The organism is Glutamicibacter sp. St.4D3, assembly GCF_059728615.1.
The window spans coordinates 2,877,604-2,895,765 of the sequence record NZ_AP039380.1 but is presented as its reverse complement, the minus strand read 5'-3'; the positions used below and the strand labels follow the sequence as shown (position 1 = coordinate 2,895,765).

Sequence of the window (18,162 nt, the reverse complement as noted above, 5' to 3'; positions counted from 1 at the left end):
CGGGACTGGCTCTTGTGTCTGAGGGGCAGCTGGCAGCGCCCGCCCTTAGCGTTCGTGGACCTCGGTCTTGCCGGTGGCCTGGGCATGGGCGGAGCCGATGACGTCGCCGGCCTTCCACTCATCCCAGCCCGGACGTCCGGCCATGAACGTCTCGATCTGGTCCTTGGTGGCTTCCAGCTTCGGGTCGTTCTTCAGGTACCACTTGGTTTCGCGGGCCACCAGTCCGGAGAGGATCAGCAGACCCAACAGGTTCGGCAGGGCCATCAGCCCGTTCATCATGTCGGAGAAGTTCCACACCACGGCCAGCTCGGTGGTGGCGCCCACGAACACGACCAGGGAGAACACCACGCGGAACGGCATCACCAGGGCGCGACCGAACAGGCGCTCCATCTGGCGTTCACCGTAGTAGCACCAGCCCAGGATGGTGGAGAAGGCGAACATCACCAGGCCGATGGTCACGATCCAGTGTCCCCACTGGCCAGGCAGGCCGTGGGTGAAGGCCTGGCCGGTCATCAGCGCGGCGGAGATCTGCTCCCCGGTCTCCGGGTCAATCATGTTCCAGGTGCCGGTGGTGATGATGACCAGGCCGGTGCAGGTGACCACGATGATGGTGTCGATGAAGGTCTGGGTCATCGAGACCAGGCCCTGGCGCACCGGGTGGCTGGTCTGTGCAGCGGCGGCGGCGATGGCCGCCGAGCCCATGCCCGACTCATTGGAGAAGATGCCGCGGGCCACGCCGAACTGCACGGCGATGATGATGGCCGAGCCGGCGAAGCCACCCACGGCGGAGGTGCCGGTGAACGCGTCGGTGAAGATGGTGGCGAACGCGGCGGGGATCTGGCCCAGGTTGGCCAGCAGGATGTAGATGGCGGCGCCCACGTAGAAGATGATCATCACCGGGACGAACCCGGCGGTGATGCGGCCGATGGACTTGATGCCGCCGACCAGCACGGCCAGGGAGAGCACGGTCAGCACCGCGCCGGTGACCCACAGCGGCACCTGGAAGGAGTTCTCCAGGTTCGCGGAGATCGAGTTGGCCTGGGTCAGGTTGCCGATGCCGAAGCTGGCGATCGCCGCGGCGATGGCGAAGAACAGGGCCAGGAACTTGCCGAACGGGCCCTTGATGCCGCGCTGCAGGTAGTACTGTGGGCCGCCGGACTTTTCACCGGCGGCGTCGGTGCCGCGGAAGCGCACACCCAGGAAGGCCTCCGAGTATTTCGAGGCCATGCCGAAGATGCCGGTGATCCACATCCAGAACAGCGCACCGGGCCCGCCGATGCCGATGGCGGTGGCCACCCCGACGATGTTGCCGGTGCCCACGGTGGCGGCCAGGGCGGTGGTCAAAGCCTGGAACTGGGAGACGTCTCCCTCCGAACCGGCGTCCTTGCGCTTGATGATCCCCAGGCGCAGTGCCGGACCGAGCTTGACCAGCTGGATCAGGCCCAGCCGGATCGTCAGGTACAGCCCGGTGAGCAGCAGAAGCGGGATCAGGACAAATGGCCCCCAAATGACGGACGAGATGTCGCCAAACAGGGTCGTGAGGGCTTCCATGTGTTGGTCCTCCAGTGATGCGAGTGTGATGTTCATGACGCTGGTGGCGTCAAGGTAATACACTAACCCATCATGGTGACCTGGATCTCCATTTATTGCGGGCTCAGCCGATCGGGTCCAGAAGGATCCCGTCTTCGTCGCTGTGCAGCATCAGCCCGGGACGGAAAGTCACCGAACCGAAGCGCAGTTCCACGTCAGGGGAGCCCGAGTCCAGTTTCTGGCTCTTGCGCGGGTTGGTGCCCAGCGCCTTGATTCCCAGGTCCAAGGTGGCCAGTTCCGCCGAGTCCCGCACGGCGCCGTGGATGACCAATCCGGCCCAGCCGTTCTCCAGTGCGGTCTTGGCGACCATGTCACCGAGCAGTGCGCAGTCCAGGGATCCGGCTCCGTCAACCACCAGCACCTGCCCGTTGCCGGGGGTGGCGACAATCTGCTTGAGGATGGAGTTGTCCTGGTAGCAGCGCAGGGTGCGGATTGGGCCGCTGAACTTGGTCCGCCCGCCGAAGTTGCGCAGCTGGGTGGAGACCGACTGCAGGGTCTCGTCGTCGTCGAACAGATCGCAGGTGGAAAAATCCTGGGGTGCCGAAGCGTTGGTGTTGTGCATGCCTAGTCCTCCTGTGGGTGGAAGGTCAGCCGGCTGGTGCCCAGACCTTCGATGCTGGTTTCCAGTACGTCGCCGGCCTTGAGCCAGGGGCGGCGGCCGTTTTCGTCCTTGCGTGAGACGGCCACCCCGGCCGGGGTGCCGGTCAGGATCAGGTCCCCGGGCTGCAGTTCGGTCATCGCCGAAATGTAGCTGACCAATTCGGCCACATTGAAGACCAGGTCATCGGTGGAGTCGTCCTGGACCAGCTGCCCGTTGACCTTCGTGGTGATCCGCGCCCCGGGGGAAAATTCGTCGGCCGTGACCAGCCATGGGCCGACCGGGGTGGAGGCGTCCCAGGCCTTGCCCTGCAGCCACTGCCGGGTGCGGCCCTGGTAGCCGCGCATGGAGATGTCATTGGAGATGGCGTACCCGGCGATGTGCCGGTGCGCGTGCTCGGCGGGGATCCGCCGTCCCGGGGCGCCGATGATCACCGCCAGCTCACCCTCGTAGTCCACCCGGTGGTCCTCGCCGGGGATTTCCACGCTGTCGTTGGCGCCGGTGAGGCTGGAGGCGAACTTGGCGAAGATGGTGGGGTACTTCGGTTCCTCCATCTGGACCTCGGCGATGTGGTTGCGGTAGTTCAGCCCAATGCACAGCACCTTGGAGGGATTGGGGATCAGTGTGGCGTACACCAGCCCGGCGTGCGGCTGCGGCTGGCTGGCCCGGGCCTGCTCCAGGGCCTGCTGCCGCCGCTCCTCCTCGGCCCGCAGGAAATGCTGCACATCCGGGAATCCGGGAAGCAGCTGGGCGCCGTGGTCGCTGATCAGCGCGGCGGCCGTGGGCGCCGCTAAATCGGGGGTGCGAAGGGTGGCAAGTTTCATGCCCCCATCTCACTACAAGTGGCCTGCGGCACGCCAGTCGATGTCATTTTCTATTGTGGTTCGTGAGTGAACTAATAAGCCCAAGTCAGACGAGAAATACCGGTGTATCAATTGGAAGTGATCTAGCCAACTAGCTAAGCTAGAGGATGCCGGACCGCGAAATTCCGCGGATTTGGTGCATTTTTCGTAACTAGAGTGAAGCAGGTTTTGATGTGGGAGATTTCATTGGCGAGCGATATCGCCAAATACTGTTGGCCTCCTGGCAACACTTCTCGCTGGTAGGTCAATGCCTGATCCTGGCCACCGTCATTGCCGTAGTGCTGGCGGTGCTGGTGTACCGCAGCAAGGCGCTGGCGGGCGTGGCCAACGGCATCAGCGCCATTGGTTTGACGATCCCTTCCTTCGCGCTGATCGGCCTGCTGATTGTGCCGGTCGGTTTCGGCGTTACCCCCGCGGTCATTGTGGTGACCTTCTTCGCCGCGCTGCCGATCCTGCGCAACGCGATCGTGGGCCTGAACAATATTGAACCCAGCCTGGTCGAATCCGCCCGCGGCATCGGAATGACCCGCCTGGGCACCTTGCTGAAGGTTGAGATTCCCATGGCGTGGCCGGTGATCCTGACCGGCATCCGGATTTCCGCCCAGATGGTCATGGGCGTCGCGGCGATCGCCGCCTATTCGCTCGGCCCGGGTCTGGGTGGAATGATCTTCTCCGGCCTTTCCCGCCTCGGTGGCGCCAACTCCCTGGAATCCGTCGTTGTCGGCGTGGTGGGAGTGGTCATCCTGGCCCTGATTCTTGATTTGATCCTGATCGGCATCGGCCGGCTCACAACCCCGCGAGGTATCCGTGTCTGAGAACAACGCTAGAGAAGACAACAACATGGCCGCTAACGGCAAGACCGCAGGCCAGGACGGTGCCCGCACCGGCAGCACCGCCGCGAACGGCGCCGCTGAGGGCGTCACCGGCGCCTCGATCATGCTGCAGGAAGTCACCAAGACCTATCCGGGGCAGAAGAAGTCCGCGGTGGGCGGACTGACCCTGGAGATTCCGGCCGGCTCCATCGTGATGTTCGTCGGCCCCTCGGGCTGTGGCAAGACCACGACCCTGAAGATGATCAACCGGCTGATCGAGCCGACCAGCGGGCAGATCGTGATCAACGGCGATGACGTAACCAAGATGAACGGTGATGAGCTGCGCCGGCGCATCGGCTACGTGATCCAGGCCGGTGGATTGTTCCCGCACATGACGGTGGCCACCAACATCGGCATGGTGCCCAAGATGCTGGGCTGGTCCAAGGAGAAGATCGCAGCCCGCGTGGACGAGCTGCTCGAGCTGGTTTCCCTGGATCCGGAGCTGTACCGCGACCGCTTCCCGAAGGAGCTGTCCGGCGGACAGCAGCAGCGCGTGGGCGTGGCCCGCGCCCTGGCCGCCGACCCGCCGGTGCTGCTGATGGATGAGCCGTTCGGCGCCGTGGACCCGATCACCCGCCAGCGCCTGCAGGATGAGCTGCTGAACATCCAGTCCGAGGTGCAAAAGACCATCGTGTGCGTGACCCACGACTTCGATGAGGCCGTCAAGCTCGGCGACTGGATCGCCGTGTTCAACGAGGGCGCCCAGCTGGAGCAGTACGATTCGCCCGAACGCATCCTGGCCAACCCGGCCAGCGAGTTCGTGGAGAACTTCATTGGCTCCGGTGCCGGGCTGAAGCAGCTGACCCTGACCCGCGTGAACGAGGTCGAGCTGGAGGACGCGGTCACCGCGACCCCCGGCCAGCGCGCCTCCGATGTGCTCTCCCAGGTGCAGGGCGCCGGGGCGAAGTACGCGGTGGTGCTCGATTCGCGCGGCCGCCCGCTGCGCCGGCTCACCCGCCGCCAGCTCTCCCGCGCGCAGATCATCGAGGGCACCTATGACCCGAACCTGCCGTCGGTGGGCTGGCAGGCGACCCTAAACGACGCGCTGGACACCATGCTGGTCTCCAGCACCGAATCCGCCATCGTCACCGGACGGCGCGATGCATACGCCGGAATCATCACCGTGCAGACGGTGATGGAGGCGATCTCCGCGGCCAACGCGGCCGCCGGGGCGGACCACGAGGCACCGGTGGGCCTGAACTCCGGGGCGATCAGCCAGGTCGCCCTGCAGGACGGTGAGGACCAATGACCGCCGAACGACGTGGACTGCTCTACCAGCTGATCGGGATCCTGGTGGCCTTCGGGCTGCTGGTGGCCTGGCTGCTGACCGCAGACCTGAGCGACACCGAACGCCAGACGCTGGACCCGTCCACCATTTGGGGGTACACGGTGGAGCACCTGCAGATCACGGTGCTCGCCGCCCTGGTGGTGCTGGTCATCGCGATCCCGCTGGGGATCCTGCTCACCCGTCCCGGCATCCGCAAGGCGGCGCCCACGGTGCGCGCGATCGCCAACGTCGGGCAGGCCGCCCCAGCCATTGGCCTGGTGGTGCTGCTGGCGTTCTGGCTCGGCTACGGGCCGATGACCGCCGTGGTGGCGCTGGTGCTCTACGCGATCCTTCCGGTCCTGTCCAACACCATCATCGGCCTGCAGCAGGTCGACCAGCGGCTGGTGGAAGCCGGCCGCGGGATCGGGATGAGCCAGATGGCGGTCCTGTTCAAGGTGGAGCTGCCGCTGGCGGTTCCGGTGATGCTTTCGGGCATCCGCACCGCCCTGGTGCTGCTGGTGGGTACCGCCACCCTGGCCACGTTCATCAACGGCGGCGGACTGGGCATCCTGATCACCACCGGGGTGAACCTGTCGCTGAACACGGTGCTGGTGGCCGGCTCGCTCTTGGTGGCCCTGCTGGCGGTGAGCGTTGACTGGATCGGACGCGTGGTGGAAACCGCGGCTCGACCGAAAGGACTGTCGTGAAAAACAAGCTGAAGCTGACCGCGCTGGGCGCTGCGGCGCTGCTCGGCCTGACCGGTTGCGGGCTCTCCCCGTCCACCGGCACCGTGCCGCCCTCCGCCCCCGGCGAGATCCAGCCCATCCCGGGCCTGTCCGAGGAGAAGCCGAAGGTCACCGTGACCTCCAAGTCCTTCACCGAGCAGCTGATCGTGGGCAAAATCGCGGTCATCGCACTGCAGACCGCCGGGTTCGACGTCACCGACCTGACCAACGTGCCTGGTTCGCAGCCGGCGCGTGAACTGCTGGTGAGCAACGCGGCCAACATGGTCTGGGAGTACACCGGCACCGCCTGGCTGACCTACCTGGGCCACGAGGAGCCGGTGCCCGGCGCCGAGGCGCAGTGGAAGGCGGTGCGTGATGAGGACGCCAAGAACGGGCTCTATTGGGGTGCTCCGGCGCCGCTGAACAACACCTACGCCATGGCGATGAATGAAGAGACGGCCAAGGAGCTGGGGGTCACCAAGCTCTCCCAGCTCAAGGACCTGGACAAGTCCGAGCTGACGTTCTGCGTGGACCCCGAGTTCAACTCCCGGCGTGACGGGCTGACCCCGATGCTGGAGGCGATCGGGCTCAAGCGCGGCAGCGACGTGCCCGAATCCAACGTCGGGCTCTATGACGTGGGGGCCATCTACTCGGCCACCGCGGACGGGGCGTGCAACTTTGGCGAGGTCTTCACCACCGACGGGCGCATCAAGGCGCTGAACCTGACGGTGTTGGAGGATGACGTGGAGTACTTCCCCAGCTACAACATGGCCCCGGTCATTAACGGTGAGTTCTATGAGCAGTACCCGCAGGTGGCGGACGTGATGGCACAGATCGCCCCGCTGCTCACCGATGAGGTGCTGATGGACCTGAACTACCAGGTTGACGTTGAGGGCGGGGAACCGGCCGACGTGGCCTTCGCATGGATGGTCCAGGAAGGCCTGGTCACCGAACCCTGACCGGGCCGCGGATCGGCGAGGAGCCGGTGATCCGCGCCCAGCAAAGAGCACAGGGCCCGCAGATTACTCTGCGGGCCCTGTGCTCTTTGCGTTCCCCCGCACTGGATAGCGCTCAGGATGTGATGCGGGGGAACGGGTGAGGGGTGCAGGGACGGCGGGGTCTGTCCGCCGCCCCGGCACCGAGCGGCGTGGGAAGACTACTTCTCCTCGCCGCCGCTGGCCGCGGTGTGGCTTTCGATGACCGCTCCGTAGAACGGCATGGCCAGTTCGGCGAAGGTTTCCGCGGTGCCCGCACCGCCCGGGTTCTTCCAGTCGCGCAGCAGCTCGGAAATGACACCGACGGTGCTGTTCAGGGTGACCCCGGCCTGCTGCAGGCGCAGCAGCGAGGTTTCCCGGGCGAGCTTGTTGGTCGTGCCCGAGGCGTCAACGATGGCATGCACGTTGTAGCCGCGGGCCCGGGCCGAAAGGGAGGCGAACATCAGGCAAACATCGGTGATGACGCCGGCGATCACCAGGTTCTTCTTCCCGGTGGCCTTCACCGCTTCTTCGAAGGCCGGGTCGTCCCAGGCGTCGACTTCACCGGTGCGGTGAATGATCGGGGTTTCATCACCCAGTTCTCGGGTCAGCTCCGGGATCAGCGGACCGTTGGGGCCGGTGGGAGCGGAAGTGGTGGCGACGACGGGTACATCGAAGACCTTGCCGATCTTGGCCAGGGCCTGGGCGTTGCGACGTACTTCGAGCTGATCGTGGTCCTGTACGCCGAGGATCAACCCGGACTGGTGGTCGACCAGCAGGATGGCTGTGTTCTCGGGGGTCAGGCGGTCATTGGGGTATCCGGCTAGCTCGGTCATCTTGTCCTGCCTTTCGGTTGGTGTCCCGCGGGCGGGTGCCCTCGGAATCCGATTTCCATGTGTTTGCATGTAGATCCTGTAACCCATTGGGTTTCCGATCCATTCCCGGCCCCGCGCATGAGGTGCGCCACCGGGAGCTGTGTCGTGGGCGTCACGATAGCGGCGGGTCCGCCCCGTGTCGAGTGCCGCGGTGCGCGGGGTGCTTTGGGGCAGCCGGAGGCGGCTGACGCACTACGGGATATGTCGAAGTGTGGCGAATTAGTTGACGCATCACCATCGGGTGTGCAATGGTTAAGAGCGAATCAGTTGAAGCGTCAATCATTTTTTGGCGTTGCGCTACCGCCCATACGACACACAAGGAGCAACCTTTTGACTACTGCCGCAGCTACCGACCTGACCACCGGAACCTGGAACCTGGACGCCGCCCACAGTGAAGTCAGCTTCGTCGTTCGCCATGCCGGCATCTCCCGCGTCCGCGGCAACTTCACTGACTTCGACGCCACCTTGACCGTCGGTGACTCCCTGGCCGACTCCGCCGTTGAGGCGACCATCCAGGTTGCCTCGGTAAGCACCAAGGATGCGAACCGCGACGCCCACCTAAAGGGTGAGGACTTCTTTGACGCGGAGAACTTCCCGGTCATGAGCTTCCGCTCGCTGCGCGCCGAGGGCGGGGACGAATTCACCCTGATCGGTGAAATGACCATCAAGGGCGTCACCAAGGAAGTTGAGCTGGAGGCGGAGTTCGGCGGCCAGACCGTTGACCCGTTCGGCATGACCCGGGCCGGCTTCAGCGCCACCACAACCATTTCCCGCAAGGAATTCGGCATCACCTGGAACGCCGCCCTGGAGGCCGGCGGAATGCTGGTCAGCGACAAGGTCAAGATCGAGATCGACGCGGCCTTCGTCCTGCCGGCTGCCGAGTAATACACCGCCTGGGGGCACACACCGCAAGAATGAGCAACGCCAGCGACCTTCCATGAAAAAGGTCGCTGGCGTTGCGCTGTTTTAAGGGCCGTTGCGGGCCAGGCGCGCTGCTAGAGCATCTCGGCGCGCAGCTGGTCCGGGGACTTGGGCGACAGCAGCCCCGGGGCCACATCGAACACGGTTTGCGCGCCGGTGATCCCGGCGCGGTTCATCCGGTGCACCGCCCGCGCGTAGGCCACCAGCACGCTGGAGGTGAATTCGGGGTTCGAACCCAGCGCCAGGGAGTATTCGATGACCTGGTTCTGTTCGGCACTGGTGTTGCCCGAGCGGATCACGAATCCGCCGTGGGGCATGTCCGAATGCTCGGCGGCCAGGGTCTGGGCGTCAATGAAGTGCACCGTGGTGTCGTACTGATCGAAGTAGTGCTCCATGCTCACAATCGCCTCGCGCACCACCTCGGGATCCGCTGCATCCTCCAGCACGACATAGCATTCGCGCTGGTGCTTCTGCCGGGTGCTCAGCGTGGGGCGCTGGCCGGCGCGCACCAGGTCGATCGCTTCCTGGCTGGGGATCGTGTACTGCACCCCGGCGGCCACCCCCGGCACGCGGCGCACCGCGTCGGAGTGGCCCTGGCTCAGCCCGCGGCCCCAGAACGTGTAGGTTTCCCCGTCGGGCAACAGCGCCTCGCCGTAGACGCGGTTGATGGAGAACATTCCCGGATCCCACCCGGCGGAGATCAGTGCGGTCTTGCCGCCGGCCCGGGCCGGGGCGTCCACGGCCGCGTGATACTCCGGGATCCTGGCGTGGGTGTCAAAGCTGTCCACGGTGTTGAACTTCGCGGCCAGCGCCGGTCCCTGCTCGGGGAGATCGGATTTGGAACCGCCACAGAGAATCAGCACGTCAATGGCGTCGGTGTGGGCATCCAGCTCGGCCATCGCGTAGCGCGGGGCCGGGGAAGCCAGCTCAAGGCTCTGCGGGTCGCGGCGGGTGAAGACCCCCACCAGTTCCATGTCGGCATTCTTCGCCACGGCCGCCTGGACCCCGCGGCCCAGGTTCCCGTAACCGGCAATTCCAATTCGAATCTTCTCAGGCACGTGCTTCCTATTCCTTGGCGCAATAATTCCTTCCCTTACGCTAGCCGTTGGCCACGGCGGGGGTTAAACGCAGGAACGGATATTACCGGCGCGTGGGAAGGCGCCGGCCTGGAACTGGGTGAAGCTAGCTATTGGAGTAGAAGCTGGCCATGCCAAAGAGCACGAGCAGCCCGGCCAGCACCCACAGTGCGCCAAGGAAGGTGCCCAACCAGCCGGTGACCTTTCCGACCGTTGCCGCCGTATTGTAATCGCGTTCGGCCTTGTTGGCCTTGGAGATGGCAATCGGCCCCAGGATGATGCCCAGGGCGCTGAACACCAAGGCCAGGATGCCCAGGATCATCGAGGTCTGGGCCAGCTGGCCGCCGGTGAACTGTTCGCGGGAATTGTACTGCTGCGGCTGCTGCGTGCCGCCGGGGGTCTGGCCATGGAACTGGGGCGGCTGATTGAAGGAACCCGAGTCGTAGGACGGTGCGCCCTATGAGTACGGGTTGGTCGGTTCGTTGCTCGGCGTTGACATGTCGATTCTCATTCCACTGGTGGCGGCTGATTTCAATTCAAGCAGGTTCGCCACCGGGCGACCAGCCACTGCGGTGAGTTCTAGGCTCCCAGGGTGGCCTGGGTGCGTGGGTGTGCCATGCTGGAAGGATGGATCTGAGGGTTTCTCGCACGTTGAGCATTCCGGCCGTCGAGCTGGAATGGCGATTCTCGCGGGCCTCGGGACCCGGCGGCCAACATGTGAACACCTCGTCCACCCGGGTCGAACTGTCCTGGAACATCGCCGCCTCCCATGCCCTCTCACCGGGGCAGCGCGAACGCCTGCTGGAACGGCTGTCCTCCCGGCTGACCGACGGGAGCATCACGGTTTCGGCCGCGGAGCAGCGTTCGCAGCTGCTCAATCGGCGCAGCGCCCAGGAAAAGCTGGGTCAGATCATCGCCGCTGCGCTCGCCCCGGATCCGCCCAAGCGCAGGGCAACGAAGCCAACGAAGGGATCCCAACGCCGCCGTTTGGAGGCCAAGGCCCAGCGCTCGCAGACCAAGGCGCAGCGGCGGCGGCCAACCCTGTAAGCCGAGGCGGTGCACGCTCATCCGACGAATGTGCCGCAATCAGGGCCGCTCCCATGCCTGCGAGATTCCATCAGTTCCCGGCGAAGCATGGGGCCATGCCCAGGCGCAACGCGTCGTATTTTCGGCCGTTGGCCGTTGGCCGTTGGTCTCGCACATCGCACAGAGCGTCTTTTGCGGTGGGACTTCGATTCTGCTGTGGAACGCAGCTGGTCGAGATGGAGAACGGCAATGAATTCTCCGGGGCGCTCCGAGGTGGCGGAGCATAACCGACCACTTGAGCAATCTGGTTTGGCAGAAAAGTTCACTCGGCGTGCCATCATGCTGAGAGACCACGCGTACCGGTCCGCGATGCCTGCGGTGCGTCGGTGGCAGCTCGTGGAGACGGCATCTCGCGGCAAAGACTTGAACGCTGTTCAATAAAACGGTATACAGTTGACATACCTTTTATTGAACAGTGTTCAGCATTCCGCTCTTGGTGTGCCGGGCACATGTACCGCGCGAAAGGCCGGCCACATTATGACCACCATCAACAGCAGGACGCACGCCGCAGCGCCACCGCTATCTCAGCAGGCCGCCGCCTCGCCGACCCTGGACGGGCAGCTGGACGTGTATGAGCTGGCTGCACGCATTGAGGCAGGGCACCGGCTGACACGGGAGGAGGCCCTGGCCGTGTTGCGAGTTCCCGATGCGGCAACCCACACCCTGGTGGCGGCCGCCGGCAGGCTGCGCCAGAAATTTTTCGGCAACACCGTCAAGGTCAACTACCTGGTCAACCTGAAATCGGGGCTCTGCCCAGAAGACTGCACCTACTGTTCACAGCGCCTGGGGTCCAAGGCCGAAATCCTGAAATACACCTGGCTCAAACCCCAGGAGGCGGTGCACCAGGCCGGACTGGGCGTGGCCGGTGGAGCCTCGCGGGTCTGCATGGTCGCCTCCGGCAAGGGACCCACCGACCGCGACGTGGACCGGGTGGCCACCATGATTGGACAGTTGAAGGACGAGCACCCCGAGGTGGAGGTGTGCGCCTGCCTGGGCATCCTGAAGGAGGGGCAGGCCGCGAAGCTGCACGCCGCCGGGGCCGATGCGTACAACCACAACCTGAATACCGCCGAATCCCTTTATCCGGAAATCTGCTCCACGCACACCTACCAGGACAGGGTGGACACGGTCGGCCAGGCCCGCCACGCCGGGCTCTCACCCTGCTCGGGACTCATCGTGGGCCTGGGAGAGAACCCGGAACAGCTGGTCGAGGCCGTGTTCGCACTGCGTGACCTGGAAGCCGACTCCATCCCGGTGAACTTCCTAATGCCCTTCGACGGGACCCCGCTGGAAGGCACGTGGCTGCTGACGCCCCTGGGCTGCCTGCGGATCCTGGCGCTGGTGCGCCTGGCCTGCCCCCAGGCCGAACTGCGCATGGCCGGTGGTCGTGAAATGCACCTGCGCACGCAGCAACCGGCCGCCCTGCAGGTGGCCAACTCGATCTTCCTGGGGGACTACCTGACCAGCGAGGGGCAGGCGGCCGCCGCTGACCTGGCGATGATCGCCGACGCCGGATTCGTGGTGTTGGGCCAGGAAGACGTGGATCCCAACGAGCTGGCCCGCCGCGTGCACGCCTCGAAGAACCGCGATGCCCGCCAACCGGCCACAGGCTGCGGCGGCGGATGCGCCAGCACCTGCGGCACCGCCGGGACCGGATGCCCGATCGGCGCCGCGGGACCGGCTGCGGGCGTCGAACCGGTGCTGCGCCGTCGCGGTGCAGGCACCAGCGAAAGCCCGAACGCATGAAACCCGCCGGGAAATCTGCGCTCCACCCTGGACCCGCGGCACCGCCCCCGCCCTTGGCCGGCAGCGTCCTGGACAGGGATGCCGGGCTGCTCTGGCATCCGTACAGTACCCTGGGGGCCGGGGCCCGCTATGAGGTGCAGGAGGCCGAGGGCGTCTGGCTGAATCTCGCCGATGCCTCCGGGCGCTACCGGGTGATCGATGGCATGTCCTCCTGGTGGTCCGCCGTCCACGGGTACCGCCACCCGCGGCTGGATACGGCCGCGCGGAAACAGCTGGAGCAATTCAGCCACGTAATGTTCGGGGGACTGACCCACGCACCGGCCGTGGAACTGGCCGAACGCCTGACGGCCCTGACACCGGGCAGCCTGAACCACGTGTTCCTGGCCGACTCGGGATCCATCTGCGTGGAAGTGGCACTCAAATTGGCGCTGCAGTACCAGCACGCCCGGGGGCAAGGAGAACGTCAACGCGTCGCGGCCCTGCGCGGGGGCTATCATGGGGACACCTTCGCCACCATGGGAATCTGCGACCCGGTGGACGGGATGCACGCGCAATTCAGCGGCCAGGGACCCGAGCACGTATTTCTGCCCCGCCCGCCCTCCGCCGCGCCCGAACCAGGAGGCGGCTGGCAGGTTGATGAGACCGAGCTTTCGGAGTGGGAGACCCAGGCGCGGGCCGGGATCGCTGCGCACTCCGGGGAGCTGGCCGCCATCATCTGCGAACCGGTGCTGCAGGGCGCCGGAGGCATGCACGTCTACGCGCCGCAGGTGCTGGGGGTACTGCGCCAACTGGCCGACGAGCACGGCCTGCTGTTGATCTTTGACGAAATCGCCACCGGATTTGGCCGCACCGGGCGCCTCTTCGCCAGCCAATGGGCCGGGGTCATCCCGGACATCATGTGCGTGGGCAAGGCCCTGACCGGCGGCTACCTGAGCCTGGCTGCGACGCTGTGCACCACCGCGGTGGCCCAGACACTGGAGCGCAGCGGTTCACCGCTGCTGCACGGGCCCACCTTCATGGGCAATCCGCTGGCCTGCGCAGTGGCCAACGGGTCGCTCCGGCTGCTGAGCGAACCGGATCCGCAGGACAAGGGCGCCGCCCGCTGGCAGGGGCAGGTCAACGCCCTGCAGGACGGGCTGCGCCGGACACTGGGCGAAGCGAGCGGCTTCAGCAGTGTCCGCCAGGTGCGGGTACTGGGCGGGGTCGGGGTCATCCAGCTGCGTGAGCCGGTGCGGATGGCCGAAGTGACCGCCGCCGCGGTTCGCCGGGGTGCGTGGGTGCGCCCCTTCCGCGACCTCCTCTACGTGATGCCGCCCTATGTCACCGGCAGCCGGGAACTGGAGCAGCTGGGGCAGGCGGTCGTGGCGGCGGTAGGCCAAGTCCATGGACGCTAGCCTCCACAGCCCAGCGCAGGAATCGGCACGAGGCGGGGAACTGCCGGAGCACTGGCACGGGTGGCTCGCCGGGCGGCAACGGGTGCGCCAGGTCCGTCACTTCCAACGCCGCGACACCAGTCGGACCGGGCTGCTGGATCTGGCGTCCAACGACTACCTGGGGCTGTGCGGGCACCCGGCGGTGCGGCAGGCCGCGACCCAGGCGCTGCAGGAGCAGGGCGCCGGCGCCGGAGCCAGCCGCATCGCCACCGGCACGCTGCCGGTGCACCGGGAGCTGGAAGACGCCTTGTGCCGCTACACCGGACGGGATGCCGCTTTGGTGTTCTCCAGCGGGTACACCGCCAACCTGGGCCTGTTGCAGGCACTGGGCGGTCCCGGCAGTCTGTTCATCCTCGACGCCCACGCCCATGCGAGCCTGGTGGACGGCGCCCGGCTTTCCGGGGCCGCGGTGCGCACCGCCGGGCACAATGACCTGGCTGGGATGAGACGGATCCTGGAGGAACACCGGCAGCAGGCCCGGGCAAGCCGTGCGCCCTCACGGGTGGCGGTGGTGGTTGAGTCCCTGTACTCGGTGCTGGGGGACAGTGCCGACCTGGGCGCTGCGGCCCGCTTATGCCAAGAGTACGGTGCGTTGCTGGTGGTTGACGAGGCGCACTCCCTGGCGGCCACCCCCGGCGGCAGCGCAGTGCGTGCTGCCGGGCTGCAGCACAGCGCCCACGTGCTGGTCACCGCAACCCTGTCCAAGGCACTGGCCGCCCAAGGCGGGGCAGTGCTGCTCGGTGGTCAGCAGGCGGGCCTGCTGCGCGAGCACCTGCTGAACACCGCACGGACCTTTATCTTTGACACCGCATTGAACCCCGCCGCCGCCGGGGCCGCCCGCGCAGCCCTGCAGCTGGCCGACGCCCCGCGGCGCGCCCGGCTGATGCGCAACGTTGAGCTGATCGGGAACACCCTGGTCGCGGCTCCCGGCTGGGACGCGCGGGTGGAGCGTGGGACCGGGCCGATCCTTTCGGTGCGGATGGGCAGTCCCGCCACCGCGGTCCGCGCCACCGGATGCCTGGCGGTGCAGGGGATTTCCGTGGCCTGCTTTCGCCCGCCCAGTGTTCCGGATGGCATCTCCCGGTTGCGCATCACCGGGCACGCCCACCATGAAACCACTGTGCTGCAGGAGGCACTGCACGCCATCATCAGCACCGTCACCCAGGAGGAGCATTCATGAGCTGCCCGTTCGCCACCGAACCCAGCATGCCCGGCCCACCGGCAACGACAACACGACGGGCGCCGTTGGGCGGAAACCTGCACCGGGCCTACCCGCCACAAATCACCGAACGCTACCGCATCATCGAGGATCCGCAGCAGGTGCGCCGGATCCTGCTGCGCCCGGAACTGTTCACCCCGGATAATGCGCTGCTCACCGCGATCGACCTGGCCCCGAGCGCATTGCGGATCCTCGCGGCCGAAAAGTTCTTCCTGCCACCGGTGCTGGCCAGCGCCAGCGGGCAGGAGCACCGCCGGGTGCGGCGCATCGTTGCCGGGTTCTTCAGCCCCGCCAAGGTGGCCGCCCAACGCGGGTTCGTGCAGCGTCGGGCGCGGGAGATCTGCGAGGATCTGGCCGCCGGGACCGAGAGGGAACCGGTGGACCTGAGCGCACGGCTGGCCGCGCCGATTCCGGCAGAGGTGATGCAGCGCCTGAGCGGGGTGCCGGTGCCGCCGGCGGACCTGCTCAAGCGCTTCAGCCGCCACTCACTGGAATTGTTCTGGGGGTGGCCGGATCACCAGCGCCAGCTGGAGCTGGCACGCACCGCCGCGCAATTCCACGCCTGGCTGCGCCAGAGCGTCCTGCAGGCCATCGCCGCCGGGGACGGAAACCTCTACGCCGAACTGCACCGGGAAGGGGTGGACGCGGACCGGATCCGCTCGCTGGGCTACTTTTTGACCATCGCCGGCCAGGAGACCACGGCATTGCTCATCCACACCGTCCTGCACACCGCGCTGGACCGGGGCCGCTGGGAGCAGTGCGCCCACAACCCACACACCGCCGCGCAGCTGGTCGGTGCGGTTCTGGCCGCCCAGTCCTCGGTGCCGACCTGGCGGCGCGTCGTGGCCCGGGACACGGTATGTGGCGGTGAGCAATTCTTGGCTGGCCAGCAGCTGGTGTTGCAGCTGTCCGGAGGCCAACTGGGCCGGGAGCAGGATGATTCGCTGGCCTTTGGACTGGGAGTGCACCGGTGCCTGGGGGCCGGGCTGGCCCGGATGCAGGCCGAGGAAGTGCTGCGCACCGCAGCGCAACAGCTCCCGGGACTGACCCTGACCGAGCCGGAAACGCCTTGGCTGCATCTGCTCTCCTTCCAGGCCCCGCTCACGGTACCGGCACGGCTGGCTGCGGCCGGGGTGCGGGCATGAGCGGGGATGCCGCCAGGATCCTGGCGGTCACCGGGACCGATACCGAGGTCGGCAAGACCGTAGTCACCGCGGTCCTGGCCGCAGCCGCCCTGCAGCGCGGCCACCGCGTGGCGGTCTACAAGCCCACCCAGACGGGGGTGGGGCCGGGCGAGGAAGGGGACGTGCAGGCGGTCGCGCGCTGGCTGTCGCACCCCGCCCAGCTCACCGTGGCCGAAGGGGTGCGTCTGGCCCCGGCGATGGCGCCACTGGATGCGCTGGGCCAGGAAGCGCGGCGTCGTCCCAGCGGCGGCGCCGGTTCACTGCCGAGTCTGCAGGAGCATGTGCGTCGGGTGGGGGAACTGGCCCGCACCCATCAGGTGGTGCTTGTGGAGGGGGCCGGCGGCCTGCTGGTGAAGCTCACGCAGCAGCAGCAGACCTTGGCGGACCTGGCCAGGGAACTGCACGCCCGGCCGGTCCTGGTGACGCGACCGGATCTGGGAACCCTGAACCACACCGAACTGACGCTGGAAGCGGCCAGCCAGCGTGGGCTGCGTGAGGGCCTGCTCGTGATGGGCAGCTGGCCGGGGCAACCGCAGGCGCTGCACGAAGTGAACCGCGCGAACCTGCGCGGGCTGGCCGCAAACTTCGGCTGGACGTGGGCGCCCGGCCCGCCGGCTGGCGTGGTTCGGCAGGGCGCGGGAACGCTCACCGCACGACTGCACGCCGCCGGGCAGAAGATTGCCCAGACCGGGGAGCTGTGGGAAGCGCGGGTCAGCGCTGCGCACCGGGTGCGGCCAGGGCGTTGATCGCGGGGCTGCGCCCGGCCAGCTGCGCGGCGGTGGCGGTGATCATCTGCTGCATGGCCGCCGCCGCCCGGGTCAACCCCACATCCTTGCGGTGAGCCAGGGAAATGGTGCGGGTCAGGGAGGGCTGCTCCAGCCGGCGGGTATGGAACTCGCTGCGGTCCAGCAGCACCGTGGCCGGTACGACCGCCACACCCAGGCCGAGCTGCACGAAACGCAGCACCGCATCCATCTCCCCGCCCTCCAGGACCACGTTCGGTTCCAGATTACAGCTGCGATAGGCCTGCATGGTGGCTGCCCGCAGGTCATAGCTGGGGGAGAAGGCGATCTGCGGGACCGGGGCCAACTGGGCCAGGCTCAGCGGGCCCTGCCCCGCCGGCAGCTGGCCGGCCTTGGCGGCAATGACCATGAGCTCCTCCGAGAGCAGCGGAATGTCATCCAGGGACTCGAAGGCGGCCGGTTCGTGCTCGGAGGCCACCACCAGGGCCAAATCCAGTTGACCGGCCGAGAGCTGCTCCAGCAGCAGACGCGAACCGGCCTCGCTCAAGTGCAGCTCGATTCCCGGATAGCGCCGGTGGAACTCACCCAGCACCATGGCGACCAGGGAAATGCACATCGAGGGCGGGGCACCCAGCCGCACCCGGCCGGCACGCAGCCCAGCCAGCTCCTGCATCTGGTGGCGGATCCGGTCGGCATCGGCCAGCATCCGGGAAGCCAGCGGCACCAGCGCTTCCCCGGCCGGGGTGAGGGTGATGTTGCCGCGGGCGCGGTGGAAAAGCTGGGATCCCAGCTCGGATTCCAGGGTGGCGATCTGCCGACTCAGCGAGGGCTGGGCCAGGTGCAGCTGCTCGGCGGCCCGGGTGAAGTGACCCAGGTCCGCGACGGTCAGGAAACTCTTGAGCTGGTCGAGGTTCATGGCTCCAACCTAAAGGACAATAGCAAAAACGCATCGAAACCAGAAAAATAATTCATTGGACTAATGGTTTCCGG

18 protein-coding genes are annotated in these 18,162 nt (G+C 66.8%); 11 read left to right on the top strand and 7 right to left on the bottom strand.

The window, feature by feature from the left end; translation table 11 throughout:
• Positions 1-45: 45 nt before the first annotated feature.
• From AC6I21_RS13355 to AC6I21_RS13345, 3 genes are all read right to left on the bottom strand, one after another.
• Positions 46-1,551: an alanine/glycine:cation symporter family protein gene (locus tag AC6I21_RS13355; RefSeq protein WP_138926800.1), complete on the bottom strand. Its 1,506-nt coding sequence runs from the start codon at positions 1,549-1,551 to the stop codon at positions 46-48.
• A 103-nt stretch (positions 1,552-1,654) separates the two neighbouring features.
• Entirely contained in the window at positions 1,655-2,152 is a 498-nt protein-coding gene (gene rraA, locus AC6I21_RS13350) for a ribonuclease E activity regulator RraA (protein WP_138926799.1), read from the bottom strand.
• A 2-nt stretch (positions 2,153-2,154) separates the two neighbouring features.
• Complete coding sequence (locus AC6I21_RS13345) at positions 2,155-3,012, bottom strand: fumarylacetoacetate hydrolase family protein (RefSeq protein WP_138926798.1); 858 nt, start codon at positions 3,010-3,012, stop codon at positions 2,155-2,157.
• A gap of 212 nt (positions 3,013-3,224) precedes the next feature.
• Between AC6I21_RS13345 and AC6I21_RS13340 the strand changes: the two genes are divergently transcribed.
• From AC6I21_RS13340 to AC6I21_RS13325, 4 genes are all read left to right on the top strand, one after another.
• Positions 3,225-3,866, top strand: coding sequence for an ABC transporter permease (locus AC6I21_RS13340; protein WP_138926797.1), 642 nt, complete (start codon positions 3,225-3,227; stop codon positions 3,864-3,866).
• A 121-nt stretch (positions 3,867-3,987) separates the two neighbouring features.
• On the top strand, positions 3,988-5,172 hold the full coding sequence (locus tag AC6I21_RS13335; RefSeq protein ID WP_138176147.1) for an ABC transporter ATP-binding protein: 1,185 nt from the start codon (positions 3,988-3,990) through the stop codon (positions 5,170-5,172).
• Positions 5,169-5,897 carry an ABC transporter permease gene (locus AC6I21_RS13330; protein ID WP_138926796.1) on the top strand — a complete coding sequence of 243 codons (729 nt, stop codon included), beginning with the start codon at positions 5,169-5,171 and terminating at the stop codon, positions 5,895-5,897. The genes AC6I21_RS13335 and AC6I21_RS13330 overlap by 4 nt, the downstream gene beginning before the upstream one ends.
• The gene (locus AC6I21_RS13325; protein ID WP_138926795.1) at positions 5,894-6,874 is read left to right on the top strand and encodes a glycine betaine ABC transporter substrate-binding protein; all 981 of its coding nucleotides are present in this window, start codon (positions 5,894-5,896) and stop codon (positions 6,872-6,874) included. Before AC6I21_RS13330 ends, AC6I21_RS13325 begins: the two co-directional genes overlap by 4 nt.
• A 197-nt stretch (positions 6,875-7,071) precedes the next feature.
• Here AC6I21_RS13325 and AC6I21_RS13320 read toward each other — a convergent pair whose 3' ends face one another.
• Positions 7,072-7,725, bottom strand: coding sequence for an isochorismatase family protein (locus AC6I21_RS13320; protein WP_138926794.1), 654 nt, complete (start codon positions 7,723-7,725; stop codon positions 7,072-7,074).
• A gap of 369 nt (positions 7,726-8,094) precedes the next feature.
• Here AC6I21_RS13320 and AC6I21_RS13315 point away from each other — a divergent pair, with 369 nt between their 5' ends.
• The gene (locus AC6I21_RS13315; protein WP_246049585.1) at positions 8,095-8,649 is read left to right on the top strand and encodes a YceI family protein; all 555 of its coding nucleotides are present in this window, start codon (positions 8,095-8,097) and stop codon (positions 8,647-8,649) included.
• Positions 8,650-8,759: 110 nt separating this feature from the next.
• Here the strand turns inward: AC6I21_RS13315 and AC6I21_RS13310 are convergent, their stop codons facing one another.
• Both AC6I21_RS13310 and AC6I21_RS13305 read right to left on the bottom strand, forming a co-directional pair.
• Positions 8,760-9,743: a diaminopimelate dehydrogenase gene (locus AC6I21_RS13310; RefSeq protein ID WP_138926793.1), complete on the bottom strand. Its 984-nt coding sequence runs from the start codon at positions 9,741-9,743 to the stop codon at positions 8,760-8,762.
• Positions 9,744-9,867: 124 nt separating this feature from the next.
• Entirely contained in the window at positions 9,868-10,083 is a 216-nt protein-coding gene (locus AC6I21_RS13305; RefSeq protein ID WP_497762585.1) for a hypothetical protein, read from the bottom strand.
• Positions 10,084-10,388: 305 nt separating this feature from the next.
• On the opposite strand from AC6I21_RS13305, the gene arfB reads away from it, so the two are divergent.
• The 6 genes from arfB (at position 10,389) to bioD (ending at position 17,175) form a co-directional block, all read left to right on the top strand.
• The gene (gene arfB, locus AC6I21_RS13300; RefSeq protein WP_138926791.1) at positions 10,389-10,808 is read left to right on the top strand and encodes an alternative ribosome rescue aminoacyl-tRNA hydrolase ArfB; all 420 of its coding nucleotides are present in this window, start codon (positions 10,389-10,391) and stop codon (positions 10,806-10,808) included.
• 516 nt (positions 10,809-11,324) lie between these two features.
• Positions 11,325-12,593: a biotin synthase BioB gene (bioB, locus tag AC6I21_RS13295; protein ID WP_497762584.1), complete on the top strand. Its 1,269-nt coding sequence runs from the start codon at positions 11,325-11,327 to the stop codon at positions 12,591-12,593.
• Between the two features lie 53 nt (positions 12,594-12,646).
• Positions 12,647-13,987 (top strand): adenosylmethionine--8-amino-7-oxononanoate transaminase, encoded by a 1,341-nt coding sequence (gene bioA, locus AC6I21_RS13290; protein WP_446753739.1) that lies wholly within the window; start codon positions 12,647-12,649, stop codon positions 13,985-13,987.
• The gene (locus tag AC6I21_RS13285) at positions 13,977-15,206 is read left to right on the top strand and encodes an aminotransferase class I/II-fold pyridoxal phosphate-dependent enzyme (RefSeq protein WP_138926788.1); all 1,230 of its coding nucleotides are present in this window, start codon (positions 13,977-13,979) and stop codon (positions 15,204-15,206) included. Before bioA ends, AC6I21_RS13285 begins: the two co-directional genes overlap by 11 nt.
• Positions 15,203-16,390: a cytochrome P450 gene (locus AC6I21_RS13280; RefSeq protein ID WP_497762583.1), complete on the top strand. Its 1,188-nt coding sequence runs from the start codon at positions 15,203-15,205 to the stop codon at positions 16,388-16,390. The genes AC6I21_RS13285 and AC6I21_RS13280 overlap by 4 nt, the downstream gene beginning before the upstream one ends.
• Positions 16,387-17,175, top strand: a complete 789-nt coding sequence (gene bioD, locus AC6I21_RS13275; RefSeq protein ID WP_497762582.1) for a dethiobiotin synthase — start codon at positions 16,387-16,389, stop codon at positions 17,173-17,175. The genes AC6I21_RS13280 and bioD overlap by 4 nt, the downstream gene beginning before the upstream one ends.
• Here the strand turns inward: bioD and AC6I21_RS13270 are convergent.
• Positions 17,141-18,088, bottom strand: coding sequence for a LysR family transcriptional regulator (locus tag AC6I21_RS13270; protein ID WP_497762581.1), 948 nt, complete (start codon positions 18,086-18,088; stop codon positions 17,141-17,143). The genes bioD and AC6I21_RS13270 overlap by 35 nt on opposite strands.
• Positions 18,089-18,162: the final 74 nt, after the last annotated feature.

What these genes read in the sequence shown, in the direction of transcription:
- AC6I21_RS13355 (WP_138926800.1), bottom strand. Translation starts at nt 1,551, where the DNA reads ATGGAAGCCCTCACGACCCTGTTTGGCGACATCTCGTCCGTCATTTGG.
- rraA (WP_138926799.1), bottom strand. Translation starts at nt 2,152, where the DNA reads ATGCACAACACCAACGCTTCGGCACCCCAGGATTTTTCCACCTGCGAT.
- AC6I21_RS13345 (WP_138926798.1), bottom strand. Translation starts at nt 3,012, where the DNA reads ATGAAACTTGCCACCCTTCGCACCCCCGATTTAGCGGCGCCCACGGCC.
- AC6I21_RS13335 (WP_138176147.1), top strand. Translation starts at nt 3,988, where the DNA reads ATGCTGCAGGAAGTCACCAAGACCTATCCGGGGCAGAAGAAGTCCGCG.
- AC6I21_RS13330 (WP_138926796.1), top strand. Translation starts at nt 5,169, where the DNA reads ATGACCGCCGAACGACGTGGACTGCTCTACCAGCTGATCGGGATCCTG.
- AC6I21_RS13320 (WP_138926794.1), bottom strand. Translation starts at nt 7,725, where the DNA reads ATGACCGAGCTAGCCGGATACCCCAATGACCGCCTGACCCCCGAGAAC.
- AC6I21_RS13305 (WP_497762585.1), bottom strand. Translation starts at nt 10,083, where the DNA reads ATGATCCTGGGCATCCTGGCCTTGGTGTTCAGCGCCCTGGGCATCATC.
- arfB (WP_138926791.1), top strand. Translation starts at nt 10,389, where the DNA reads ATGGATCTGAGGGTTTCTCGCACGTTGAGCATTCCGGCCGTCGAGCTG.
- bioB (WP_497762584.1), top strand. Translation starts at nt 11,325, where the DNA reads ATGACCACCATCAACAGCAGGACGCACGCCGCAGCGCCACCGCTATCT.
- AC6I21_RS13285 (WP_138926788.1), top strand. Translation starts at nt 13,977, where the DNA reads ATGGACGCTAGCCTCCACAGCCCAGCGCAGGAATCGGCACGAGGCGGG.
- AC6I21_RS13280 (WP_497762583.1), top strand. Translation starts at nt 15,203, where the DNA reads ATGAGCTGCCCGTTCGCCACCGAACCCAGCATGCCCGGCCCACCGGCA.
- bioD (WP_497762582.1), top strand. Translation starts at nt 16,387, where the DNA reads ATGAGCGGGGATGCCGCCAGGATCCTGGCGGTCACCGGGACCGATACC.
- AC6I21_RS13270 (WP_497762581.1), bottom strand. Translation starts at nt 18,088, where the DNA reads ATGAACCTCGACCAGCTCAAGAGTTTCCTGACCGTCGCGGACCTGGGT.